The organism is Leifsonia sp. McL0627, assembly GCF_058244615.1.
This window is the reverse complement of record NZ_JBZCGM010000003.1, coordinates 344,379-368,357: the sequence shown is the minus strand read 5'-3', so window position 1 is coordinate 368,357 and position 23,979 is coordinate 344,379. Positions and strand designations below refer to the sequence as shown.

Here is a 23,979-nt window from a genome sequence, read left to right as displayed (position 1 = left end):
GGTCGCGGATGAGCAAGAAGCCTGATGTCACGCTGGCGCAGCTGCGCTACTTCATCGAGGCGGCGACCCACCTCTCGATGACCCGCGCCGCAGAAGAGTTGTTCGTCGCCCAGTCGGCCGTCTCCTCGGCCATCGCACAGCTGGAGCATCAGGTCGGCGCGCAGCTGTTCATCCGCCAGCGCTCCCGCGGCCTGACGCTCACGCCGTCAGGACAGCAGTTCCTCGGCGATGCCCGCGCCCTCCTGCTCAATCTGGAGGAGGCGCTCGACACCGCGCGCGGCATCGACAACCAGGTGCGCGGGACGATCCGCATCGGCTGTTTCGTCACGCTCGCACCCTTCATCCTCCCGGCGATCGTCAGCCGGGTGCGGTCGGAGCATCCCTACCTCGACATCGAGGTGGACGAGCTCGACACCGACGGCGCGCGGGCCGCACTGCGCAGCGGCCGGGTGGAGTTGCTGATCGGCTACGACTTCGGTTTCGGCAACGACATCCGCACGGCCGTGCTGTCCGACGCTCCCCCGCACGTCATCCTGCCCGCCGATCACCCGTTGGCCGCGTCGCCCCAGGTGTTCCTGCGCGAGCTCTCGCGCGAGCCGATGATCCTGCTCGACCTGCCGCACAGCCGCGAGTACTTCCTCGGCATCCTGGCCGGCGCCGGTCTGCAGCCGGAGATAAGGCACCGCTCGCTCAACTACGAGACGGTGCGGGCGTTCGTCGCGCACGGCCACGGCTTCTCGATCCTCAACCAGCGGCCCAAGCACGATCTCAGCTACGACGGGGAGCGCGTGGCCGCGCTCCCGATCGGCGACAGCGTGCCGGCGCTGCCGGTCGTCCTCGCGGCGATGCGCTCGGTGCGGGCGACGGCGCGGGCGCGGGCGGTCAGCGAGATCGCGGCGCAGGTGGTGGCGCAGACGCTCAATCCTGAGCCATCGCGGGCCTGAGTATCCCGGTGAGATGACGGTCGCGTTTCGCACGCGTTGCGCATCTGACCTGATGATGAAGCGCTCCAGGTAAAACTATTTGCGTGATCCGGGATGCGCGGCGGAGACTGGTCGGAAACGCGAAGGGACTTCGATGACGAGTCTGCACATCACGAACGCCCGGCTCTATCAGGGCGACGGGCGCTGGCTCGACGGCGGCGTGCTCGTCCGCGACGGCGTCATCGTCGCCGCCGGGCCCGACGACACGGTGGCGGCCCAGCGCGACGGAGACACCGAAGTGCGCGACGCGGGCGGCGCCTCCCTCCTCCCCGGCTTCCACGACACCCACGTGCACCCACCCATGGCGGGAGCCTCCCTGCTCGGCATCGACCTCATGCCCGTGCACGACGCCGACGAGTACCTGCGGATCATCGCCGAGTACGCGGCCGCGCATCCGGAGCTCGACACCGTCGTCGGTGTCGGCTGGTACGGCGACGTCTTCCCCGGCGGCTTCCCGACCCGCGCCATCCTCGACGCAGTCGTGCCCGACCGGCCGGTGATCCTCACCAGCCACGACGGCCACGGCGTCTGGGTCAACACGCGCGCGCTGCAGGCGGCGGGCATCGCGCCCGGCGTCGCCGACCCGCTCGGCGGCCACTTCGTCCGCGACGAGCGCGGCGACCTCACCGGCGTCCTGCTGGACACCGCGGTGCAATCACTGGATGCGATCATCCCCGCCCCAGCGCCCGGCTTCCTCGAGCAGGCCATCCTGGCCGCGCAGCGCCGCCTCCACTCGGTGGGGGTGACCACCTGGCACGACGCCGCGGTGGGCAAGAACGAGCTCGGGCCGGACTCGTTCGACGCCTACCTACACCTGGCGGCGCAGGGTGCGCTCACCGCCCGGGTCGTCCTGTGCCAGTGGTGGGACCGCGACCGCGGCCTCGAACAGCTCGCCGACCTCGAGGCGCGGCGCGCGCAGGTCGCGCACGTCCGCGGTCTTTCGGCCGGCACCGTCAAGATCATGCAGGACGGCATGATCGAGAACCACACCGCGGCGATGCTCGACGACTACACCGATGCACCCGGTGTGCGCGGCGACTCGTTCCTCCCGCCCGTCGAGCTCGCGACGATCGTCGCCGAGCTCGACGCGCGCGGCTTCGACGTGCACCTGCACGCCGTCGGCGACCGGGCCGTGCGGGAGAGCCTCGACGCGATCGCGCACGCCAGAGCGACCAACGGCCAGACCGGGGGCCGCCATCAGCTCGCGCACCTCGACGTGGTCGACGCCGCCGACTTCGCCCGATTCGCGGAGCTCGACGTCACCGTGAACGCCCAGCTGCTCTGGGCGCGCACCGACACCGAGATCGTCGAACGCAAACTGCCGATGATGGGAGACGACCGCGCCGCGCGGCACTTCCCCTTCGCGTCGCTTCACGCGAACGGCGCCCGCATCGTCGCTGGCAGCGACTGGCCGGTCTCCGACCCTGACCCGCTGTGGGCGGTGCACACGGGCACCACCCGGCTGGCGCCCTCCACAGACCCGCACGCGACAGGGCTCGCGCTGACCGAGCCGCTGCTGGCCGGAGAAGCGCTCCCCCTGGGCACCGCACTCGACGCATACACCGGCACCGCGGCCTGGATCGGCCGCCTGGACACGACCACCGGACGACTCGAGCCGGGCCTCGCCGCCGACCTCGTCCTCCTCGACCGCGACATCTCCGACGGCCGCGGCATCGACACCGCTCGCGTCGTCGAGACCATCGTCGCCGGGCGCACGGTCTACCGCGCCTGACGGAGATCCAGGATCCCCGTCAGGCGCGGGAGACCGCTGCCTGATTTCCGGCTCGGCTCAGGCGGCGCGCTCGCCGGCGAAGGCGTGGAGGCCTTCCGGCGAGATCGCGAAGCTCACCCGCTGACCGGCGACCAGCGCGTCCGCCTCCTGCGAGAGCATCGTGACGGGCACCCGGAGGTCGCCTGCGGTGATCTCCGCGCGGGCGAAAGGACCGAAGAAGTCGATCGCGCTCAGCACACCGGCAGCGGCGCCGGAGCCGGTCGCTGCGTCGTCGCGGACGATGCGCACGCGCTCCGCCATGACCAGCACATCCACCTGGTCGCCGTCGCGGAGGTCGTCCTGCGCTGTCGACAGCGACAGACCGCCGACCGCCACTGTCGCGGAGGGGCCGGAGCCGTGCACCACGCCCGTCCCGAGCAGCTGGCCGCCCAGGAACTGCGCCACGAACCGGTTGCCCGGCGCGCGGTACATCGACTCCGGGCTGTCGTTCTGCTGGACGACACCGCGGTCGAGCATCATCACCTGGTCGCCGAGGTCCATCGCCTCCTCCTGGTCGTGCGTGACCATGATGGTGGTGAGGCCGGTCTCCTGGTGGATGCGTTTGAGCTCGCGCTGCATCTCGCCGCGGATCTTCTTGTCCAGGGCGCTGAGCGGCTCATCCAGCAGGAGCAGGTCCGGGCTGGTGACCAGCGCGCGGGCGAGGGCGACGCGCTGCTGCTGGCCGCCGGAGAGCTGCGCGGGCGAGCGTCCGCCGAAGTCGCCGAGCCCCACCAGGCCGAGCATCTCCTCCGCCTTCTTCTTCGCGGCCGCCCGCGGCGTGCGGCGGGCGCGCAGTCCGTACATCACGTTCGACAGCACGCTCAGATGCGGGAACAGTGCGTAGTTCTGGAAGACGAAGCCGATGTTGCGCTTCTCGACCGAGAGCCGGGTGATGTCCCGCGACCCGACGCGGATGGCGCCATCGTCTGGCTCCTCCAGGCCGGCCACGATGCGCAACAGGGTGGACTTGCCCGACCCGGAGGAGCCGAGCATGCAGCAGAACTGCCCGTCGCCGACGATCAGGTCCAGGGGTTCGAGGACTCGCGTTCCGTTGAAGTCTTGGAGACGAGGGGATCCATAATTCTTTCGTCGGCGGCCTTTTCGTGGCGAGCTAACGACCACGCGGTTTGCGACGAGATAGCGCAGGACGGTCTTGCGGTGCTACCTGCAGGAGGACGTGAGCGCGTCGAGGTCGTCGGACGCCTTCGTAAGTGCGGCGGTGACGCGCGCCTCGTCGCCCTGGCCCGGTTCGGCCGCCTCGTAGTCGACCAGAGCCGAGCCGAGAAAAGTGAGGTCCCCCTCCTCGGTGTTGACACCGGCACTCAGCCCGCGGTCGGAGATGTTGTACGTCGCATCGTTGAATCGGTTCGACGCGTCGACCACCTGGGCTTTCGCGGCCGCGGGTGCGTTCTGCCATGACGAGTTCTCGATGCTCGAAGAGCACACTCGACACATCGCCGGCGGCCCGCGTCACCGTCGCGCAGTCTGCTGCAGCCGATGAGCCGCTCTGAGTGCCAGTCCCGTAGGCGCTTAGAGCGGCCGCGAACCCACCGAGGGCGAAGACGACAGCGACGGACATGCTTGCGAAGAACACCAAAGCCAGTTGGGCGTAACCGATGATCACCGCAGCGAGCGCCAGGCCACGTCCCTGCTCCCCGGTCCGCCGGATCTGAGCGAGCGCGATGTGACCACAGACGATCCCGACCAGGCTATTGAAGAAGGCGCCTGCGAACCCGACGATAGCCAGGACGTTTGTCGTGGGCGGGGGCTGGGGCGGGTAGGGCGAAGGCAGGTAGGGCGGTTGCTCACGCGGATCGACGCCGGTCCACGGACCCGTCGGCGGCGCAGGCGGCGGGCTGCCGGGAGGCGGCGAAAACTCGGAAGTCATACCCCCCATATTGTGCTACGTCCGGACCGAATCGCGCGCATGCAGCGCACCATCGGAGAAGAAGGTGCGCCCTTGAGGGACTCGAACCCCCAACCTTCTCCTTAGGACGGAGCAGCTCTTCCATTGAGCTACAGAGGCTGACCGCACGAGTCTACCGGGGGCCGCGATCCAGAGCGAAACCGGGACCCGCGCGCCGAGCGCGTCAGGCGGCGGGCGCCAGGTAGTCGCTCCAGTCGGGCTGCGTCACCTCGGTGCCGCGCACCACCCAGGACGCGTCGTGGGGCACGTGGGGGGTGAACTTGAGGGACCAGTTCATCTCGGCGGGGGTTTTGTCGCCTTTCACGTTGTTGCAGCGGAGGCAGCAGGCGACCAGGTTCTCCCAGCTGTCCGCTCCCCCGCGCGAGCGTGGGAGGACGTGGTCGATCGTGGTGGCCGACTTGCCGCAGTATGCGCAGCGGTGCAGGTCGCGTCGGAGCACTCCGCGGCGGCTCACAGGGACGGCGCGGCCGCGCGGGATGCGGACGTAGCGGGTGAGGAGGATGACGGACGGGCGTTCGTAGCTGGCCGAGATGCCCCAGACCGGGTGGTCCTGGTCGATGGAGAGGACGGTGGCCTTCTGGTTCATGACGAGCACGATGGCGCGTTTGAAGGAGACGACCGCGAGCGGTTCGTAGCCGGCGTTGAGGACCAGTGTCTTCATCGGGGACCTTCCTGCGATTCTGCGACGGGATGCGCAGTGCGATGGGAGAGGAAAACAGTGCGTTGGGAAAGAAAAAGGGCACTGTCCGTGCGGACAGCGCCCAGTGAAGCGGGGGCATGGTGGCGGCAGGCCACGAAGGGGCGACGGCACGAGACCACATGGTGGCGACAGGCGAGGAAGTCGTGGTCGCGCGGCACGAAGAGGCCGGCGGCAGAAGCAGCACCGTCATCCGGCGAGAGAAGGCCGCGGTCTAGCCAGGAAGTCACCCTGCGCGGCTCGGCCATCGCACTCCCCGGATCTCTCGCGGTGCGAACATCCAACGCGTGGACATTCACGGTTTCAGGGGATCAGAGTAACGCAGAAACGGCGCACCACATATTCGTGGCGCGCCGTTCCCGGTCCGCGTTACGCGGAGTTCACGTCGTGTTGGGGTTCTGGAAGCCTCAGGAAGCCCGTCAGATGCCCGAAATCAGATGCCCAATCGAACGATGTAGTAGTCGCTCGTCCAGATGGGGCGGATGGAGATGCTGCGGCCGGTGTCCGGCGCATCCATGATGTTGCCGTTGCCGGCGTAGAAGCCGTCGTGGCCGGACATGATGACCAGGTCGCCCGGCTGGGCGTCCGCGATCGAGATGCGCTTGCCCATCGCAGCCTGGCCGGAGACCGAGTGCGGGAGGGAGATGCCGAACTGGGCGTAGACGTACATCACGTAGCCGGAGCAGTCGAAGCCGGCGGGCGTGGAGCCGCCGAAGACGTACGGGGTGCCGATGTACTGCTGCGCCACCGAGAACACCTGCGGGAGGCTGAAGCTCGGGTATGGCGGGTTGGCCAGGAAGTCGGTGACGGACGGGCCGGAGTAGCTGGCGTAGCTCGCGAACGAGACGGCGGCCTGCTGGCGGGCGGCCTCGGCTGCTTTCGCTGCCTTGGCGGCGGAGAGCTCCTGCTCGCTGGTCGCGGTGGCGGCGTCTCGGGAGACGGCGGCGGCTGCGACGGTCTGAGGCACCTCGACGCTCTGCGGCTGCGCCTTCTTCATGCTGTCGACGGCGCTGCTCTTGAACTGCGCGGTGTCGGCGCCCTGAGGGTTGAAGGCGTAGGCCGGGATGGCCATCGTGGCGATGAGGCCTGCGGCGAGAGTCATGACGGCGACGTTGATCACGCCGCCCTTGACCTTCTTGCTCGACTTCTTCGCGGCGGGCTTGCGGAACGCGACGTCCGAGCCTGGTGCGCCGCCTGCACGGGATGCGGCGGCTGGCGCGACCTGCTTCTCCACTCGCGCACCGCGCACAGAGCGGCGGGACACGATGTCGGAGGTTGCGGGGGTCGAGCTATTCGGGTTCGAAGGGCTCTCTTCAGAGCCGGGTGTACCTAATAGGGCCAAGGTTTGAACCTCCTGCGCTCCCACAGCACTAGGTAGCTGCCCTGTCCCGAATGCTTATAGCTTGGCTTCGCGAACCAGGAGACAGGATTGGGGGGTGGAGCGTCCCGGTTCGGGTCCTGCGGCCGGCTTCTGGCCCGTCGGACTCGTTAGAGACTACGGGACGACCCCCGCTTTGTCACATCCTTTTTCCGATATTTTTAACAAACCGGTAACGAAAATCAGGCTTCGACGAAGATGTGTGCTGCCAGCTCGTTCGGAAGTTCCAGGCCGTTCTCGAAGCCGTCGATCTGCACGGCGACGTAAGACCCGGCAGGTGTGAATGTGCCGGTCGAGCCGGGAAAAACACCGGCCTGCTTGAGCTGCAGCAGCAGTTCGGGATCGACCTGGGCCGGCTCTCCGAGGCGCTTGATCCTGGCAGAAACCCCAGAATCGTTGCCCACGACCACGTCGACGAGATTGGTGAGACCCTCGGTGGTCGGCGACACGATGTCGCCCAGTTCGTCGAGGCCGGGGATGGGGTTGCCGTACGGCGACTCCGTGGGGTGGCCGAGCATTGTCAGCAGCTTGCGCTCGACCTGCTCGCTCATCACGTGCTCCCAGCGGCAGGCCTCCTCGTGCACGAACTCCCATTCGAGCTGGATGACGTCGCTGAGGAGACGCTCTGCGAGACGGTGCTTGCGCATCACGTGAACGGCCTTGCGGCGTCCGTCTTCCGTCAGTTCGAGGTGGCGGTCGCCGGAGACGACGACGAGGCCGTCCCGCTCCATACGGCCGACGGTCTGCGAGACGGTCGGGCCGGAGTGGCCGAGACGCTCGGAGATGCGCGCACGCAGAGGGATGATGTTGTCTTCTTCCAACTCCAGGATCGTGCGAAGGTACATCTCGGTCGTATCGATCAGGTCGGTCATCAACCCTCCAGCTTGTGTCGCGCGCGTATGTCCAGTAGAGCCTACTTGTTGCCGGTGACACCCGGTCGCTGGCGCGGCGGAGTCGACCGACAGGGGTTCCAACAGCCAATAGACTCTGGATATGCCGGATGTGACGATTCCCACTGATCTGCTGCCCGTCGACGGACGCTTCGGATGCGGACCCTCCAAGGTCCGCCCTGAGCAGGTCGCCTACCTCGCAGGAGCGGGAGCGAAGCTGCTCGGCACCTCCCACCGGCAGGCTCCGATCAAGAACCTCGTCGGCAGCGTGCGCGACGGACTCGGCGAGCTCTTCCGCATCCCGGACGGCTACGAGGTCGTGCTCGGCAACGGCGGCTCGACCGCGTTCTGGGACGCCGCGGCGTTCTCGCTGATCGAGAAGCGCAGCCAGAACCTCGTCTTCGGCGAGTTCGGCGGCAAGTTCGCCGCCGCAGCGAAGACGCCGTGGCTCGAGGCTCCCCAGGTCATCGACGCTCCGGCCGGTTCGCGCAGCGAGGCGGAGGCGGCCGCCGGGATCGACGTGTACGCCTGGCCGCACAACGAGACCTCGACCGGCGTCATGGCCCCGGTGAAGCGCATCCACGGCGATGATGGCGCCCTCACGGTCATCGACGCGACCAGCGCGGCGGGCGGTGTCGACATCGACGCCTCCGAGTCGGACATCTACTACTTCGCCCCGCAGAAGAACTTCGCGTCGGACGGCGGCCTCTGGCTCGCCCTCTTCTCCCCCGCCGCCGTCGAGCGAGTCGAGCGCATCGCAGCGAGCGGCCGGTACATCCCGGAGTTCCTCAGTATCAAGAACGCGATCGACAACTCGCGCCTCAACCAGACGCTGAACACCCCGGCCGTCTCCACCCTGGTGCTCCTCGAGAACCAGATCCAGTGGATGAACGACAACGGCGGTCTCGCCTGGGCCGGCGCCCGCACGGCCGAGTCGTCCAGCGCGCTGTACAGCTGGGCGGAAGGCGTCGAGTACGCGACGCCGTTCGTGGCCGACCCCGCGCACCGCTCGCAGGTGGTCGTCACGATCGACTTCGACGACGCCATCGACGCGGCGGCCGTCGCGAAGGTGCTGCGCGCCAACGGCATCGTGGACACGGAGCCGTACCGCAAGCTCGGCCGCAACCAGCTGCGCGTCGCGACGTTCACGGCCATCGAGCCGGACGACGTCCGTGCGCTGATCGGCTGCATCGAGTACGTCGTCGAGAAGCTCGGCTGAGCGGAGAGATCGTGCGCCTCTGGCTCCGCGACGACGAGCGACGGCCTGATCCTGTCCCCGTGAAGACGGACGACAGGAAGGCCGTGCTCGTCGGGCTAGGCCTGTGGGTGGTCGCCCTCGTCGTGACGCTCGTCTTCTTCCGGCAGCTCAGCGCCTCCGGAGACGGCTGGTGGTTCTGGACGGTCGTCGTCGGACTCGTCCTCGGACTCGTCGGCCTCGCCTACCTCACCGTCAAACGGCGCTGACTCGTCGTCGTCGGTAGCGTCGTCGTCGGTAGCGTCGCCTTCGGATTCGTCGTCGCCTTCGGATTCGTCGTCGTACGACTCGTCCGCGCTCTCGATGTCGACACCGTCGAGGTCGTCCGGGTGGAGGTCGTGCACATCGTGCTCGCCGTCCTCATCCTCGTCGTCCTCGTCGTCGAAGTCGTCTGCATCCTCGTCGTCGGTGTCATCGTCGCCGTCGTCGGTCAGCGCTTCGGCCTCGGCGGCCGCAATGGCCTCCTGCGACGCCTGGTAGTCGGCGAGCCGCTCCGACCACGGCACCCAGTCCGGCGCCAGCAGGGCGCGCTCGCCCGGCATCAGCTCGGCCTCGAGCACGCTCGGGGCGGCGTCGCCGTCGATCCGGGACAGCGTGACCGTCCAGTGCCAGCCCGGATAGCCGCGCATGGTGCACTCGAACAGCAGGGAGAGCACGTGCTCGCCCTCCACGATGTGACCGACGGGCGCGCCGATGGTGGCCTCCGGAGTGATCTCCTTCAGCGCATCGCGTGCCTGGGTGGCGGCGGCGAGCAGCACGTCGTCCGGAACAGTCCAGACGGGTGCGGCCTCGACCGAGGGCGCCGTCGTCTCGGTGTTTGGCTCTGTCTCCGGCTCAGCCGCAGCGTCGGCCTCGAAGTCGCCCTCGAACTCGGTGTCAGGCATCCAGGTCGTCCGCAACCCGGCGCAGCACGGCGGCGATCTTCGCTCCGTGCGCCTTGTCCGGGTACTTGCCCCGCTTGAGGTTGCCTCCGATGCCATCGAGCAGCTTCACGAGGTCTTCGACGATGATCGCCATGTCGTCGGCCGACTTGCGGCTCATCTTCACGAGGCTGGGCGGAGCGTCGAGGACGCGCACCGACAGTGCCTGGGCACCGCGCTTGCCGTCGGCGATGCCGAACTCGAGGCGGGTTCCCGCTTTCACGACGGCACCTGCCGGCAGCGCGGAGGCGTGCAGGAAGACTTCTTGGCCGTCATCGGAGCTGATGAAGCCGAAGCCTTTCTCGTCGTCGTAGAACTTGACCTTGCCGGTTGGCATGGGAACCTCATTTCACATGGGGGATCGGATGACCAACCTCAATTATCCTTGATTTCGTGACCCAGCAGACCCCACAGGCGGCAAGCCGCCTCCAACGCATCCTGTCGTACATCATTGCGGCACTCGTGATCATCTCTTTGGTCTGCATCGCAGCCGTCCTGATCGGCTCGGCTCTGGGCGGTATGCCAGCGCAGGGCTCGGGCCAGGGCATCTGGCCGGTGGTGTTCCTCCTGCCCCTTGTCGGGCTGTCCGTGGCGTTCATCCTGGTGATCACGCTGATCATCGTGGTGGGGCGCCAGCGCAGCAAGGCGGCGAAGGCCGCAGGGTCTCCCGGCCCGCGCGGAACCGGACAGGGCAAGCGGTAGGCCGGCGGACGGCCGGGCTGGATCAGCACCGATGACGAACACGCTCGCTCTGGCCGCTCGCCTGCGGGCGATGCCGGACGAGTCCATCGTCCATGTCCTGCACGAGCGGACCATCCGCCGCGCAGGGGTCTCCGACTTCTTCGATCTCGCCGACGCCCTCCTCGACAGGGAGTCCGTCCAGCGGGCACTGTCCGGTCTCGATCGCACCAGGCTGGCGGTGCTCGTCACGCTCGGCCGCACAGCCACCCCGATGGATGCGCAGGGCGTCGCCGCCGCGCTGGCCGACTCCCCCGCCACCCCCGGCATCACCGCTGATGCCGCCCAGGAGGCGCTGGACGCCGTCTCCGGCCTCCTCCTCGCCCACACGGACTCCGGCGCGTTCTCCGCCTACGAGGCCGTCACAGCGCAACTGGACGCCTGGCCGACCATCGGTCTTCCCGCTCCGGATGCGCTCCTCGCCGAGCCTGCGCCTCCCGCCCTGGCCGCAGTGCCGGACACCGAGCGCCGCTTCACCGACCGCCTTGCCGCCGAGCGCGCGTTCGACGCGGTCTCCGGAGTGTCCGAACTGATCGCCGAACTGTTCAGGGAGGGCGCCCGCGAACTGCAGAAAGGCGGCCTGGCGCTTCCGGCGAGCAAGCGCATCGCCGGGGCCCTCGCCGTGGACGTCTCGGTGATACCGACGGTGTTCTCGGTCGCCTCCAGAGCCGGCCTCGTCGCCATCGAAGACGCGGTCTGGCTGCCGACCGACGCCGCCGTCCCATGGCAGCACTCGCCCACCGCCGACCGCTGGCGCGTCCTCGCCGCCGCCTGGCAGAGCGCGCTGCCCGACGACCTCCGGCGCATCCTGGCGTCGCGCAGCCGCGCGGCCTGGGGCGACAGCCTGCGCGAGTACGTCGGCTGGCTGTACCCGGCGGGGCGCGCGGTCGCCGAGGAGCGGATCGCGGCGTACACCCGGGATGCGGAGTGGCTGGGCGTCACGGCGCACCAGGCGCCGAGCAGCGCCGGCTGCGCGCTCGTCGAGAGTGGGCCGGAGGCGGCGTCCGCCGTGCTGCGCGAACTGTTCCCTGCCGAGGTCTCGAAGGTCTACCTGCAGCACGACCTCACCATCGTCGCTCCCGGACCGCTCGAACCGGCGATCGACGGGCGGCTGCGCGGCATGGCCGACGTGGAGAGCAGGGCGCTCGCATCCACGTTCCGGGTGTCGGCCGCGACCATCGACCGGGCGATCACGGCGGGCGAGACGGCCGAGAGCATCCGCGCGTTCCTGGCGGAGATCTCGCTCACCGGGGTTCCTCAGCCGCTCGACTATCTGGTGCGGGATGCGGCGGAGCGGTACGGCCGCGTGCGCGTGCGCTCCCTCGGCGAGGAGGGGCGGATGCGGTCGGCGGTCGTCTCGGCCGATCTCACACTGCTGACGACCATCGAGGTCGACCAGTCGCTCAGCGCGCTCGGACTCGTTCGCGCGGCGGAGGACCGGCTGGAGAGCCGCTTCGGCCGGGATGTGGTGTTCTGGGCGATCAGCGACGCCCGGTATCCGGTGGCTGCGGAGGACGCGCACGGGAACGTCGAGGCGCTGCGGAGACAGCGGGTGGCGCATCCACGGGTCGCCGAGCGCGCCGACCAGGAGGCCGCGCTCGTCGCCCGGCTGCGGGAGGCGGACGACACCGCGGACGAGAGCACCGGAGAGCAGTGGCTGACCCGCCAGCTCGACCTGGCCATCCGGGGCAGGACGCTGGTGATCGTGGAGGTCGCGATGCCGGACGGCCGCGTGGTCGACTATCTGCTCGAGCCGACCGGCGTCGGCGGGGGCCGCCTGCGCGGCCGCGACCGCGCCGCCGACATCGAGCGCACCCTCCCCCTCTCCAGCGTCAAGGGCCTGCGCCCCGCCGACTGACCCGCGCTGCTTCCGTCCCCAAGCAATCGAGCCGGGACTTGTGCACGCGACACGCCGGCGTGTCGCGTACACAAGTCCCGGCTCGATTGCTTGGGAGGCTGCAAAGGGCGCAGAGGATCGGGGCGTAGACTCAGCGGTTATGTCAGATGGCCCCCTGATCGTCCAGAGCGACCGCACCGTCCTGCTGGAGGTCGCGCATCCGTCGGCCGAAGACGCACGGCACGACCTCGCCGTGTTCGCAGAGCTCGAACGCGCGCCGGAGCACATCCACACCTACCGGATCACCCGGCTCGGACTGTGGAACGCCCGCGCGGCCGGGCACACGGCGGCCGACATGCTCGGGACGCTGGAGCGGTACTCGAAGTTCCCCATCCCGCAGACCGTGTCCGTGGACATGGCGGAGACCGTCGCCCGCTACGGTCGCCTCGTGATCGAGCGCGACGACGACGGCGTCCTGCTGCTGCGCTCCACCGACCTGCCCGTGCTCACCGAGGTGGCTGGCGCGAAGCGGATCGCCCCGCTGCTGCTCGAACGCCGCGACGAGGCGACCTTCGTGGTCGAGGCCTGGGCGCGCGGCCAGCTCAAGCAGGAGCTCGTCAAGCTCGGCTGGCCGGCAGAGGACCTCGCCGGCTACACGCCCGGCACCCCGCATCCGATCGACCTCGTGGAAGACGGCTGGAAGCTGCGCGACTACCAGAACAAGGCCGTCGACAGCTTCTTCGACGGCGGCTCCGGGGTGGTCGTGCTGCCCTGCGGCGCGGGCAAGACGCTGGTCGGCGCGGGCGCGATGGCGACGGCGAAGACCACCACGCTCATCCTGGTCACCAACACGGTCTCGGCCAGGCAGTGGCGGGATGAGCTGCTCAAGCGCACCACGCTGACCGCGGCCGAGATCGGCGAATACTCGGGCCAGGTCAAAGAGGTCAGGCCGGTCACCATCGCCACCTACCAGATCCTCACGGCCAAGCGGAAAGGCGAGTACGCGCACCTCGCGCTGCTCGACGCGATGGACTGGGGCCTCGTGGTCTACGACGAGGTGCACCTGCTCCCCGCGCCCGTCTTCAAGCTGACCGCCGAGCTGCAGGCCCGCCGCCGCCTCGGCCTCACCGCCACCCTGGTGCGCGAGGACGGCCGGGAAGGCGACGTGTTCAGCCTGATCGGCCCGAAGCGCTTCGACGCCCCGTGGAAGGAGATCGAGGCGCAGGGCTTCATCTCCCCCGCCGCCTGCTACGAGGTGCGCATCGACCTTCCCGCCTCCGACCGGCTCAGCTACGCCGCCGCCGCGGACGACGAACGCTACCGCCTCGCGGCCACCGCCCCCGCCAAACTGGATGTGGTGCGGCAGCTCGTCGCGCGCCACAAGGGCGAGCGCATCCTGGTCATCGGGCAGTACCTCGACCAGATCGACGAACTGGCCGAAGCACTGGATGCGCCATCGCTCACCGGTGCAACCCCGGTGGATGAGCGCGAACGGCTCTATCAGGAGTTCCGCGAGGGCAGGACCGAGGTGCTCGTGGTCAGCAAGGTCGCGAACTTCTCGGTGGACCTGCCGGAGGCGACAGTCGCCATCCAGGTGTCCGGCTCGTACGGCTCCCGGCAGGAGGAGGCGCAGCGCCTCGGACGGCTGCTGCGCCCGAAGGAGTCCGGCCTGTCGGCGAACTTCTACACGCTGGTCTCCCGCGACACGGTCGACCAGGACTTCGCGCAGAACCGGCAGCGGTTCCTCGCGGAGCAGGGGTACTCGTACACGATCCTGGATGCGCACGCGCTAGCCGCGTAGGCAGCCCGCGGCCGCGTGCGCGGCCTGTCCGCTCGTGCGAAAAGTGCGGTGCAGGTGCGCGCAACCGCACTTTTGGCACGAGTCGTGCGCGCTCAGGCCAGCACGCGCTCGGCCGTCAGGCGCGCGCCGACATCGCTCGGGTCGTCGCGCAACGTGATGAGCGCCTTCCACAGCGCCCACCCCTTCCCGCGCGCCCACATCGCGTCGTCGGCGCCGAGCACGCGGCGGTACGCCGCCCGCGCTGCACCGTCGAGCGTCGTCCACGCAAGCGCCAGGTCGCACGCCGGGTCGCCGACGCCGGACGTCCCGAAGTCGATCACCGCAGCGAGCGCCCCGTCGCGCATCAGCAGGTTGCCACCGGCGATGTCGCCGTGGAACCAGACAGGGTCGCCCAGCCAGACTGCCGCCTCCGCCTCCGCCCAGACCCGCGCCGCCGAATCCAGGTCGATGGGATCGCCCGCCGCGGCGAGCGCGCTGATCGCCGCTCGCGTCTCGTCTCCGTAGACGGCTGGCGGGTCGCCGCGGAAGAAGTTGTGTCGTCCCGGCAGCGGAGCGCCGTCGGTCGGGCAGGACCGCAGCGCGACCAGGAACGACCCGACCGCCTCCGCGAACGCCACGGGGTCGCCGATGCCCTCCAGTGCGGCCGGCCGCCCGTCGAGCCAGCGGTACACCGACCACGGATACGGGTAGCCCGATCCTGCGACCCCCGCCGCGACCGGCACTGGGATGGACACAGGCAGCAACGGAGCCAGTCGCGGCAGCCACTCCTGCTCCTTCGCCACCTGCTCCGCGTACCACGGGCCGCTCGGCAACCGGATGCTCAGCGCCTCCCCCAGCCGGAAGGTGCGATTGTCCCACCCGTCGAGCTCCACCGCCCGGATCGGCAGCCCGGCCCACTGCGGAAACTGGCTGTCGACGAGCCGCCGGGCGAGCGCGGCATCGATGACGGGCGAAGGCTCAGCCACTGGCGCAGAATCGGCCACCGGCGCCCCCTCACCTCCGGACATACCGCAGCAGCAGCGTGTCGCCGGACAGCAGCGTGTGCGCCAGCCGCAGCCCCACCGGCACGATCGGCGACGCACCCGCCGAGATCCGGGTGGACACCCCGGCTTCCAGCCGCGGGCTGATCGTGATGCACAGCTCGTCCAGCTGGGCGGACGCGATCAGGTCCCCGAACAGGTGCGGCCCTCCCTCGCAGTGGATGCGCCCCAGCCCCCGCTCGTTCAGCACGCGCACCAGCGCCTCCGGCTGCACCCGGTCGCGCCCGCAGACCACCACGTCAGCCACCTCGGACAGCGCCTCGCGGAGGTCCGCCCGCGACCGCTCCGTGGTGAGCACGATCGGCCGCACCGGCGCATCCTGGAAGATCGGGCTCGCGACGTCGAGGTCGAGGCTCGCGGAGACGATCGCGAACACCGGATGCGCGCTCAGGCCGTGCTCGGTCCGCCACCGCTCGGAGGCGGCGTCGACCCGCATCGCGCTGTAGCCTTCCGCGCGAACGGTGCCCGCCCCGACCACGACCACGTCGCAGAGGCGGCGCAACACGGCGAACACGCGCTTGTCCGCATCGTCGGAGAGGTCGCCGGAGAGCCCCTGGTGGGTGGCGGCACCGTCGACGCTGCTGACGAAGTTGATGCGCACCCACGGCAGGTCGTCGGCGCCGTCGCGGTAGAGGGCGGCCAGGTCGTCGTCGCTGAGGTCGTTCGCCGCCGGCAGCGGGGAGAGCTTCGCGATCGCGGTCTCAGTCATTGGCGTCTCCCATGTTGTGCTTGAGGAAGGCGGGCTCGCGGAGGCCGAGGATCGCCTCCGTCATCCGCGTGGCGGCCACCGACGAGGCCACGTCGTGCATCCGGATGATGCGGGCACCGTTGACGATCGAGACCACCGCGGCGGCGATCGAGCCTTCGAGGCGTTCGGATCGGGGCGCATCCAGGGTCTCGCCGATGAAGTCTTTGTTCGAGACGGCGGCGAGGGTCGGGTAGCCGAGGTCGGCGATCTCGCTGAGCCGCCGGGTGAGTTCGAGCGACTGGAGGGTGTTCTTGTTGAGGTCGTGGCCGGGGTCGACGATGATCCGCTCCTCCGGGATGCCCGCGGCGAGCGCGACCTCGACCCTCGCCAGCAGGAAGGCGGCGACCTCGGCGGCGATGTCGTCGTAGTGCGGGCGCGGGTAGAAGGTGCGCGGCGTCGCCAGGCTGTGGGTGATGACGAGGGTGGCGTCGCTGTCCGCGACGACGGACACCAGCTCCGGGTCGCTCAGACCAGTCGTGTCGTTGACGACGGTGGCACCCGCCGCGATGGCCCGGCGCGCCACTTCGGCGTGGAACGTGTCGACCGAGATCACAACGTCCGAGCCCGCGCGCAGTTCGGCGACCACCGGCACGACCCGCTCCGCCTCCGCCTCCACCGGGATCGGCTCCCCCGGCGCGAACGGCGCCCCGCCGATGTCCACCCAGTCCGCGCCGAGCTCGACGGCGCGAAAGCTCGCCTGCACGGCCTTATCGAGCGCAAAGGTCCTGCCCTGGTCGAAGAACGAGTCAGGGGTGCGATTGACGACGGCCATCACAGCCACGCGCCGGGAGAAGTCGAAGGTGCGGGCGCCGATGGTGCGAACGGGGATGCGGAGCGGTGGCAGGTACAGGTCAGAGCGCGGCAAGGTCCACGCTCTCGTCGGTGAGCCTGGCGACGTCGACGCGCTCGCCGGAGCGGATCAGTCGCTGCACCTGCTCGTTCACGTCCCAGACGTTGACGTTCATCCCGGCGACCACGCGGTCGTTGCGCAGCCAGAACGCCACGAACTCGCGCTGCTCGACGTCGCCCCGGTAGACGACCCTGGCGTCTGCGGCCAGCGGCCCGTAACCCGAATACTCCATGCCCAGATCGTATTGGTCGGAGTAGAAGTACGGGATGTCGTCGTAGCTCGCCGTCTCGCCCAGGATGCTGTGCGCGGCGACCGTGCCGCCCGCGATCGCGTTCGCCCAGTGCTCATTGCGCAGATGCCGCCCGATCGCGGGCAGGAAGGTGTTGGCGAGGTCTCCGGCGGCGTACACGTCCTCTGCGGCCGTGCACATCCCCTGGTCGACGGGGACGCCGTTGTCGAGCGAGAGCCCGGACCGCTCGGCGATGGCCGTGTTCGGGGCTGCACCGACGCCGACCACCACCAGGTCGGCCGGGATGCGTTCCCCAGCCCCCGTGACCACCTCGCGCGGGCCGTCGTCCGCCCCATCGATGGCGACCACCGATGTCGCGTGGCGGAACGAGACCCCGTTGCCGGTGTGCAGCCGCTCGAACACCCGACCCAGCTCGGCGCCGATGGCGGAACTCAGTGGCACCGCGGAACTCCCCACCACCGTGACCTCGTTGCCGTAGCCGCGCGCCGCGGCCGCCACCTCCAGACCGATCCATCCCGAGCCGACCACCACCACGCGCCGGCCGCCGACCGCGAGCGCCGACCGCAGCCACTCGCTGTCCTCCACGGTCCTCAGCGTGAAGACGGCGCCGTGACCGGCGCCGGGCACGGTGAGCCTCCGCGGGCTCGCCCCGGTGGCGAGCACCAGGCTGTCGAACGTGATGCGCGCCCCGCCGTCGAGGAACAGCTCGTGCGCCGCCGGATCGAACGAACTCGCGACGGTCTCCGGCAGGAACTCGACCGCGTTGTCCGCGTACCACCCCTCCGAATGCACGTCCTCCGCCGAGCGCTCCGCCTCGCCTTTCAGGAACTCCTTCGACAGCGGCGGCCGGATGTACGGGTGGTGAGTCTCCGCCCCGAACAGCAGGATGCGGCCGTCGAACCCGCGCTCGCGCAGCTCGGTGGCGACGGTGGCCCCGGCCAGTCCTGCTCCGGCGATGACGACGGTGGGCTTCGACATGGGGGTCCTCCTCGCGACGGTTGCTTCCAGCATCCACTGTTCGTACGGCCCCCGCCAGACCCTCACACCAACCCCACACCGAACGCTCTCAGGTAGGACTCAGCCAACGCGCAGATACTAGGAGCCATGAACGCCGGACCCCGCATCCTGATCGTCGACGACGAGCCCAACATCCGCGACCTCCTCACCACCAGCCTTCGCTTCGCCGGGTTCGCCGTGCGCGCGGTCGGCAACGGTGCGCAGGCCATCTCCGCGGTCCTCGAAGAGGAACCAGACCTCATCATCCTCGACGTGATGCTCCCCGACATGAACGGATTCGGCGTCACCAAGCGCCTCCGCGGCGCCGGGTACACCGCGCCCATCCTGTTCCTCACGGCCAAGGACGACACCGAGGACAAGATCACCGGTCTCACCGTCGGTGGAGACGACTACGTCACCAAGCCGTTCAGCCTCGACGAGATCGTCGCCCGCATCAAGGCCATCCTGCGCCGCACGATGCAGGCCGATGAAGATGCGGTCATCCGCGCCGGCGAGCTCACGATGGACCAGGACACCCACGAGGTCTTCGTCGGCGACACCGCCATCGAGCTCAGCCCCACCGAGTTCAAGCTGCTGCGCTACCTGATGCTGAACCCCAACCGCGTGCTGTCCAAGGCGCAGATCCTCGACCACGTCTGGGAATACGACTTCAACGGAGACGCCGGCATCGTCGAGTCGTACATCTCCTACCTGCGCCGCAAGGTGGATGCGCACTCCAGCGAGCCCCTCATCCAGACCAAGCGCGGTTTCGGCTACATGCTGAAGGCCGCGAAGGTCTGACCGGGATCCCCCACATTCCAGGCACAGCTTCGGCTGCGTAAACTGGCGGCCTCATGCACAATCGCTTACTCGATCGATGGAACGCGATCTCTCTGCGCACCAAGATCACGGGCGTCACCGTGCTGATGCTGACCCTCGGGCTGTTGGTGACCGGCATCGGCACCATGTCGATGCTGAAGCCGGTGCTGCTCGACCAGCTGGATGCGCAGCTCTCCGCCGCGTCAGGGGCCACCTACCTCAACACCTACCTCTACGGCACGTCCGCCGACAGCGAGAAGATCGCGACGGACGCCAGCCCGTCCGACTACTTCGCCGCGCTCTACGACTCGGACGGCAAGCTGGTGCGCTCCAACTGGGCGAACATCCCGGAGGCGCACCGGCCTGCGGTGCCCAAGACGCTGACCGTGTCGGAGGGCAAGCAGCTCCCGGCGGGCGGCTACCCGCTGCTCAGCAATGATGGGCACACCGCATACCGCGCCTTGGCGCAGACGGTCACGCTGACGAACCCGCCCGGTGCCCTCGGCACGGCCATCGTCGCCACGACCACGTCGCAGATCGACACGGTGATGGCGAGCTTCCTCGCGATCTTCCTGGGCTTCGGCGTCATCGTGATCATCGTCGGAGCCGGGCTCACCCGGATGCTGGTGACCACCACGTTCTCCCCGCTGAGGGAGGTGGAGCAGACCGCGGCGGCCATCGCGGACGGCGACTTCAGCCAGCGCCTCGGCGGCGCCACCCCGAACACCGAGGTCGGCCGCCTCAACCGCTCGCTCAACACCATGCTGAACCGCATCGACCGGGCGTTCAACGACCGCGCCAGGACCATCGATCAGATGCGCCGCTTCGTCGGAGACGCCAGCCACGAACTGCGCACCCCGCTCGTCTCGGTGCGCGGCTACGCCGAGCTGTACCGGATGGGCGCGCTGCAGACCCCGGAGGACGTCGCGCAGGCGATGGACAGGATCGAGAAGGAGGCCATCCGGATGGGGGGCCTCGTCGAAGACCTGCTGGAGTTGGCCCGGCTCGACGAGACCAAGCCGCTGAACCTGCACCCCGTCGACCTGGTGCGCATCGCCCAGGACGCCGCAATGGATGCGATGGCCGGCTCCCCCGGACGCGTCGTCACGGTCATCACCCCCGACCCGATCTCCTCCCCGAGTTCGGCCCGGAGGAGCCGGGCGTCGACACGGTGCCCATGCCCATCCAGGATCAGGGCGCCCGCGTCAGCAACGCCACCGGTCCGATCGCGTTCGCCGGGGCGACCCTCGCGCGCCTGCGCCGCGGCCGCTCCCGTCGCCCAGGGGCGGAGCCGATGCCGATCACCACGGCAGAACAGCTGGTGCTGCACCAGCCGATCGCCGCGGAGCCCGCGATCGTGCTCGCGGAGGAGAACAAGCTGCGCCAGGTCGTCACCAACCTGATGGGCAACGCCCTGCGATACACCGCAGAGGGCACCCCCATCGAGATCATGGTGCAGGTCAACCACCTGACCGGCCGTGCGATCCTCGAGGTCCGCGACCACGGCGACGGCATCCCGCCGCAGATCCGCGAGAAGATCTTCCAGCGCTTCTGGCGCGCCGACACCTCCCGCGCCCGCGAGACGGGCGGCAGCGGCCTCGGCCTCGCCATCGTCTCCTCCATCATCTCCGCGCACCACGGCACGGTCGAGGTCGTCGAGACGGACGGCGGTGGCGCCACCTTCCGCGTCTCCCTCCCCCTGGCGCCGACCGGCACCCCGGCCGCCGCGCCCGCGGCGTAGCCGCGCCGCTCGCGCCGCCGCGCAGCCCGCGAGATACCAGTAACTGCGCAGCATCCCGGGTGTTTCGCGACAGTTACTGGCATCTCGCGAAGCCCTGCCCGGAGCTGTGGATAAACCGTGCCGTCGGTGGCAAGCGCGGGACCCCACCCGCCCAGACACAGAGCCCACCGAGACACAGAGCCCACCGAGACACAGAAGAGGGCGCCTCCCGTGCGGGAGACGCCCTCTTCGAGGTGTGTCGGACTTAGAAGTCCATGCCACCGGTCGGGTCGCCGACCGGAGCGGCGTTCTTCTCCGGCTTGTCGGCGACGACGGCCTCGGTGGTGAGGAACAGCCCGGCGATCGACGCTGCGTTCTGCAGGGCCGAGCGGGTGACCTTCACCGGGTCGTTGATGCCGGAGGCGAGCATGTCGACGTACTCGCCGGTGGCGGCGTTGAGGCCGTGACCCACCGGGAGGTTGCGGACCTTCTCGACCACGACGCCGGGCTCGAGGCCTGCGTTGATGGCGATCTGCTTGAGCGGAGCCTCGATGGCGACGCGGACGATGTTGGCGCCGGTGGCCTCGTCACCCGTGAGCTCGAGCTTCGCGAAAGCGGTCTTGCCCGCCTGGATGAGGGCGACGCCACCACCGGCGACGATGCCCTCTTCGACGGCTGCCTTCGCGTTGCGGACCGCGTCTTCGATGCGGTGCTTGCGCTCCTTGAGCTCGACCTCGGTCGCGGCGCCGGCCTTGATGACTGCAACACCGCCGGCGAGCTTCGCCAGGCGCTCCTGCAGCTTCTCACGGTCGTAGTCGCTGTCCGTGTTCTCGATCTCGTTGCGGATCTGAGCAACGCGACCGGCGATGGCCTCGGAGTCGCCGGCGCCTTCGACGATGGTGGTCTCATCCTTGGTGATGACGACCTTGCGTGCCTGACCGAGCAGGTCGAGGGTGACGTTCTCGAGCTTGAGGCCGACCTCCTCGGAGATGACCTGGCCACCGGTGAGGATGGCGATGTCCTGCAGCTGCGCCTTGCGGCGGTCGCCGAACCCGGGAGCCTTGACGGCGACCGACTTGAAGATGCCGCGGATCTTGTTGACGATCAGCGTGGCCAGGGCCTCGCCGTCGACGTCCTCAGCGATGATCAGGAGCTGCTTGTTGGCCTGGATCACCTTGTCGACGATCGGCAGCAGGTCTTTGATGCTGGAGATCTTCTGGTTGGCGATGAGGATGTACGGGTCTTCGAACACCGCCTCCTGGCGGTCCTGGTCGGTGACGAAGTACTGCGACAGGTAACCCTTGTCGAAGCGCATGCCCTCGGTCAGTTCGAGCTCGGTGCCGAAGGTGTTCGACTCCTCGACGGTGACGACGCCCTCCTTGCCGACCTTGTCGATCGCCTCGGCGATGATGTCGCCGATGGTGGTGTCGCCGGCGGAGATGGACGCGGTCGCAGCGATCTCGGCCTTGGTCTCGACCTCCTTGGCGCTCGCGACGAGCTCCTCGGTGACGGCCTTGACGGCCTTCTCGATGCCGCGCTTCAGGGTGATGGGGTCTGCGCCGGCGGCCACGTTGCGGAGGCCTTCCTTGACGAGCGCCTGAGCGAGAACGGTCGCGGTGGTGGTTCCGTCACCTGCGACGTCGTCGGTCTTCTTGGCGACCTCCTTGACGAGCTCCGCGCCGATCTTCTCGAACGGGTCGTCGAGCTCGATCTCCTTCGCGATGGACACGCCGTCGTTGGTGATCGTGGGGGCGCCCCACTTCTTCTCGAGAACGACGTTGCGGCCGCGCGGGCCAAGCGTCACCTTGACGGTGTCGGCCAGGATGTTGAGGCCGCGCTCAAGGCCGCGGCGGGCGTCCTCGTCGAAAGCAATGATCTTTGCCATGGTTGTTTCTCGTCCCTCCCGGACGTTGCGAAAGATGCGAACGGTTAGCACTCGAACAGCTGGAGTGCTAAAGCGATTCTGGCACTCGTGCCAGCCGAGTGCAAGGCGAGAACGCGCCGAGGGCCGGAACAGACGAGAGCGCCGCCCCTCTCGGGACGGCGCTCACACGGTTTGGTTGCTGCGTGCTACGCCGGACGCACCGACTCAGCTTGCGGGCCCTTCTGTCCGCTGCCGACCTCGAACACGACCTGCTGACCCTCTTCGAGGACCTTGTAGCCGTTCATGTCGATGGCGGAGTAGTGGACGAAGACGTCCTGTCCCCCCTCATCGACGGTGATGAATCCGTAGCCCTTTTCAGCGTTGAACCACTTCACGGTTCCGTTCGCCATGCATTACTCCTATTGCTGTGTTTCGAAGCGACGGCCCATCACCGGCGCGTTGAAACCAGATACTAATGCTTTCAATGCACGCAAACACCAGCTATTTCGTCAAAAAGGCAGGAAATGACTGGAAACCGTTAGAAGTTAAACACGCCGAAACAAAACCGGATGGGCGAAAAGGTCAGCCCGTGAAGTTGCTTCCCAGCACCACTGTGATATCGGCGCCGGTGTTCGCGTAGTCCTGAGTCTCCGCCGTTGTCGCCCCGGGCAGCGCCTGCGCGACGCCGAGCGCCGCCCCGGCGTTCTTCGGGTCGGAGTAGTAGACGACGGTCTGCGTGAGGTCGGTCTTGTCGGCGTTGGCGAGCGCCCCGACCTTGATCCCGGCCGCGGTGAGCTTGGTGCCCGCCGCTTGCGCAAGGCCGACGGTCGTCGTCCCGTTGAGCACGTTGACGGTGAGCGCGGGGTCGATCGTCGGAACGATGGTCGGCGTCGGCGTCGCGCTCGGCGTCTTCGACGCGGAGTTGGTCGCGGGCGAGCCGTGGAACGAGATGCTGCCGTTGATGACCGACAGTCCGAACACTCCGGCGCCGATCAGCACGACGGTGGCGAGCGCCGCCCAGCCGAAACCGATCCAGCCCCGGCCCTTGGCACGGGGTGCGCGGTGTGCTCCGACGCGGGTCAGGTCGTCAGGAATCGCGTCGAAACGGTCCTTGGGGTACTTCTCTGCCATCGTGTCGGGAGTCCTCAGTCGTCGGACGCGAGCGTCCGGGAGCTTCTGGCGGCCATTCTCGCCTCGCGCAGTCTGAGAAGCCGCTTGACGAGCATGGGGTCGTGCTGCAGAGCGGCCGGCTGGTCGATCAGTGCACCGAGCAGCTGATAGTACCGTGCCGCGGAAAGACCGAACTCCTCGCGGATGGCCTGCTCCTTGGCGCCGGCATGCCGCCACCACTGCCGCTCGAACGCGAGGATGGCGACGTCCCGATCACTCAGGTCGTCAGGGCGCCGACTGGATGCCGGCTCGTCTGCCGCGTTCGCCATCGTGATCCCATCCTCCCTGTCGGTCGTTCCGAGAGCTCCTGCGTTCGCGGTTCATC

General features: G+C 68.9%; 24 protein-coding genes and 2 pseudogenes. 10 read left to right on the top strand and 16 right to left on the bottom strand.

Translation table 11 applies throughout. The annotated features are described in order from the left end of the window. The first annotated feature begins 8 nt into the window (after positions 1 to 8). Complete coding sequence (locus AC37TH_RS09995) at positions 9 to 944, top strand: LysR family transcriptional regulator (RefSeq protein ID WP_490764203.1); 936 nt, start codon at positions 9 to 11, stop codon at positions 942 to 944. A 133-nt stretch (positions 945 to 1,077) separates the two neighbouring features. Beyond that, positions 1,078 to 2,715, top strand: a complete 1,638-nt coding sequence (locus AC37TH_RS09990; protein ID WP_490764202.1) for an amidohydrolase — start codon at positions 1,078 to 1,080, stop codon at positions 2,713 to 2,715. Between the two features lie 57 nt (positions 2,716 to 2,772). Here the strand turns inward: AC37TH_RS09990 and AC37TH_RS09985 are convergent, their stop codons facing one another. From AC37TH_RS09985 to AC37TH_RS09960, 6 genes and pseudogenes are all read right to left on the bottom strand, one after another. Then, a complete protein-coding gene (locus AC37TH_RS09985; RefSeq protein WP_490764201.1) occupies positions 2,773 to 3,876 on the bottom strand; it encodes an ABC transporter ATP-binding protein in 1,104 nt (367 codons plus the stop codon). Between the two features lie 39 nt (positions 3,877 to 3,915). Continuing rightward, positions 3,916 to 4,200, bottom strand: coding sequence for a hypothetical protein (locus AC37TH_RS09980; protein WP_490765119.1), 285 nt, complete (start codon positions 4,198 to 4,200; stop codon positions 3,916 to 3,918). Between the two features lie 154 nt (positions 4,201 to 4,354). Beyond that, positions 4,355 to 4,642 (bottom strand): annotated as a pseudogene (locus tag AC37TH_RS09975) (DUF4190 domain-containing protein); the annotation flags it as partial. Positions 4,643 to 4,844: 202 nt separating this feature from the next. After that, on the bottom strand, positions 4,845 to 5,342 hold the full coding sequence (locus AC37TH_RS09970; protein ID WP_490764200.1) for an HNH endonuclease: 498 nt from the start codon (positions 5,340 to 5,342) through the stop codon (positions 4,845 to 4,847). A 469-nt stretch (positions 5,343 to 5,811) separates the two neighbouring features. Further along, positions 5,812 to 6,642 (bottom strand): C40 family peptidase, encoded by an 831-nt coding sequence (locus AC37TH_RS09965; protein ID WP_490764199.1) that lies wholly within the window; start codon positions 6,640 to 6,642, stop codon positions 5,812 to 5,814. Positions 6,643 to 6,938: 296 nt separating this feature from the next. Beyond that, the gene (locus tag AC37TH_RS09960; RefSeq protein WP_490764198.1) at positions 6,939 to 7,628 is read right to left on the bottom strand and encodes an iron-dependent transcriptional repressor DtxR; all 690 of its coding nucleotides are present in this window, start codon (positions 7,626 to 7,628) and stop codon (positions 6,939 to 6,941) included. A 121-nt stretch (positions 7,629 to 7,749) separates the two neighbouring features. Here AC37TH_RS09960 and serC point away from each other — a divergent pair, with 121 nt between their 5' ends. Together serC and AC37TH_RS09950 are read left to right on the top strand one after the other, a co-directional pair. Next, positions 7,750 to 8,865 carry a phosphoserine transaminase gene (gene serC / locus AC37TH_RS09955; RefSeq protein ID WP_490764197.1) on the top strand — a complete coding sequence of 372 codons (1,116 nt, stop codon included), beginning with the start codon at positions 7,750 to 7,752 and terminating at the stop codon, positions 8,863 to 8,865. Further along, a pseudogene (locus AC37TH_RS09950) lies at positions 8,832 to 9,047 on the top strand (hypothetical protein); the annotation flags it as partial. The gene serC and the pseudogene AC37TH_RS09950, both read left to right, overlap by 34 nt. Here AC37TH_RS09950 and AC37TH_RS09945 read toward each other — a convergent pair. Both AC37TH_RS09945 and AC37TH_RS09940 read right to left on the bottom strand, forming a co-directional pair. Beyond that, the gene (locus AC37TH_RS09945; protein WP_490764196.1) at positions 8,961 to 9,785 is read right to left on the bottom strand and encodes a DUF3027 domain-containing protein; all 825 of its coding nucleotides are present in this window, start codon (positions 9,783 to 9,785) and stop codon (positions 8,961 to 8,963) included. The pseudogene AC37TH_RS09950 and the gene AC37TH_RS09945 sit on opposite strands and share 87 nt — an antisense overlap. Continuing rightward, positions 9,778 to 10,158: a cold-shock protein gene (locus AC37TH_RS09940; RefSeq protein ID WP_490764195.1), complete on the bottom strand. Its 381-nt coding sequence runs from the start codon at positions 10,156 to 10,158 to the stop codon at positions 9,778 to 9,780. The genes AC37TH_RS09945 and AC37TH_RS09940 overlap by 8 nt, the downstream gene beginning before the upstream one ends. 56 nt (positions 10,159 to 10,214) lie before the next feature. Here AC37TH_RS09940 and AC37TH_RS09935 point away from each other — a divergent pair, with 56 nt between their 5' ends. The 3 genes from AC37TH_RS09935 (at position 10,215) to AC37TH_RS09925 (ending at position 14,197) form a co-directional block, all read left to right on the top strand. After that, positions 10,215 to 10,523, top strand: a complete 309-nt coding sequence (locus AC37TH_RS09935) for a hypothetical protein (protein WP_490764194.1) — start codon at positions 10,215 to 10,217, stop codon at positions 10,521 to 10,523. Between the two features lie 31 nt (positions 10,524 to 10,554). Then, complete coding sequence (locus AC37TH_RS09930; RefSeq protein ID WP_490764193.1) at positions 10,555 to 12,417, top strand: helicase-associated domain-containing protein; 1,863 nt, start codon at positions 10,555 to 10,557, stop codon at positions 12,415 to 12,417. Between the two features lie 139 nt (positions 12,418 to 12,556). Beyond that, complete coding sequence (locus AC37TH_RS09925) at positions 12,557 to 14,197, top strand: DNA repair helicase XPB (RefSeq protein ID WP_490764192.1); 1,641 nt, start codon at positions 12,557 to 12,559, stop codon at positions 14,195 to 14,197. A gap of 92 nt (positions 14,198 to 14,289) precedes the next feature. Here the strand turns inward: AC37TH_RS09925 and AC37TH_RS09920 are convergent, their stop codons facing one another. The 4 genes from AC37TH_RS09920 to AC37TH_RS09905 are packed head-to-tail and all read right to left on the bottom strand — an operon-like array spanning position 14,290 to position 18,063. Further along, positions 14,290 to 15,162 carry an aminoglycoside phosphotransferase family protein gene (locus AC37TH_RS09920; RefSeq protein ID WP_490764191.1) on the bottom strand — a complete coding sequence of 291 codons (873 nt, stop codon included), beginning with the start codon at positions 15,160 to 15,162 and terminating at the stop codon, positions 14,290 to 14,292. 28 nt (positions 15,163 to 15,190) lie between these two features. Then, positions 15,191 to 15,946, bottom strand: coding sequence for a pyrimidine reductase family protein (locus tag AC37TH_RS09915; protein WP_490764190.1), 756 nt, complete (start codon positions 15,944 to 15,946; stop codon positions 15,191 to 15,193). Beyond that, entirely contained in the window at positions 15,939 to 16,850 is a 912-nt protein-coding gene (folP, locus tag AC37TH_RS09910; RefSeq protein WP_490764189.1) for a dihydropteroate synthase, read from the bottom strand. Before folP ends, AC37TH_RS09915 begins: the two co-directional genes overlap by 8 nt. After that, positions 16,837 to 18,063 carry an NAD(P)/FAD-dependent oxidoreductase gene (locus tag AC37TH_RS09905; protein ID WP_490764188.1) on the bottom strand — a complete coding sequence of 409 codons (1,227 nt, stop codon included), beginning with the start codon at positions 18,061 to 18,063 and terminating at the stop codon, positions 16,837 to 16,839. Before AC37TH_RS09905 ends, folP begins: the two co-directional genes overlap by 14 nt. 126 nt (positions 18,064 to 18,189) lie before the next feature. Here AC37TH_RS09905 and AC37TH_RS09900 point away from each other — a divergent pair, with 126 nt between their 5' ends. The 3 genes from AC37TH_RS09900 to AC37TH_RS09890 are packed head-to-tail and all read left to right on the top strand — an operon-like array spanning position 18,190 to position 20,641. Beyond that, positions 18,190 to 18,882, top strand: coding sequence for a response regulator transcription factor (locus AC37TH_RS09900; protein ID WP_055895214.1), 693 nt, complete (start codon positions 18,190 to 18,192; stop codon positions 18,880 to 18,882). A gap of 53 nt (positions 18,883 to 18,935) precedes the next feature. Next, positions 18,936 to 20,303 carry a sensor histidine kinase gene (locus tag AC37TH_RS09895; protein WP_490764187.1) on the top strand — a complete coding sequence of 456 codons (1,368 nt, stop codon included), beginning with the start codon at positions 18,936 to 18,938 and terminating at the stop codon, positions 20,301 to 20,303. Further along, entirely contained in the window at positions 20,195 to 20,641 is a 447-nt protein-coding gene (locus AC37TH_RS09890; RefSeq protein ID WP_490764186.1) for a sensor histidine kinase, read from the top strand. Before AC37TH_RS09895 ends, AC37TH_RS09890 begins: the two co-directional genes overlap by 109 nt. Before the next feature lie 244 nt (positions 20,642 to 20,885). On the opposite strand, the gene groL is transcribed toward AC37TH_RS09890, so the two are convergent. The 4 genes from groL to AC37TH_RS09870 form a co-directional block, all read right to left on the bottom strand. Further along, positions 20,886 to 22,505, bottom strand: coding sequence for a chaperonin GroEL (gene groL / locus AC37TH_RS09885; RefSeq protein WP_490764185.1), 1,620 nt, complete (start codon positions 22,503 to 22,505; stop codon positions 20,886 to 20,888). A 185-nt stretch (positions 22,506 to 22,690) separates the two neighbouring features. Beyond that, positions 22,691 to 22,894: a cold-shock protein gene (locus AC37TH_RS09880; RefSeq protein WP_490764184.1), complete on the bottom strand. Its 204-nt coding sequence runs from the start codon at positions 22,892 to 22,894 to the stop codon at positions 22,691 to 22,693. Between the two features lie 172 nt (positions 22,895 to 23,066). Further along, entirely contained in the window at positions 23,067 to 23,615 is a 549-nt protein-coding gene (locus AC37TH_RS09875; protein WP_490764183.1) for a LytR C-terminal domain-containing protein, read from the bottom strand. Between the two features lie 14 nt (positions 23,616 to 23,629). Continuing rightward, the gene (locus tag AC37TH_RS09870; RefSeq protein ID WP_490764182.1) at positions 23,630 to 23,923 is read right to left on the bottom strand and encodes a DUF3263 domain-containing protein; all 294 of its coding nucleotides are present in this window, start codon (positions 23,921 to 23,923) and stop codon (positions 23,630 to 23,632) included. Positions 23,924 to 23,979: the final 56 nt, after the last annotated feature.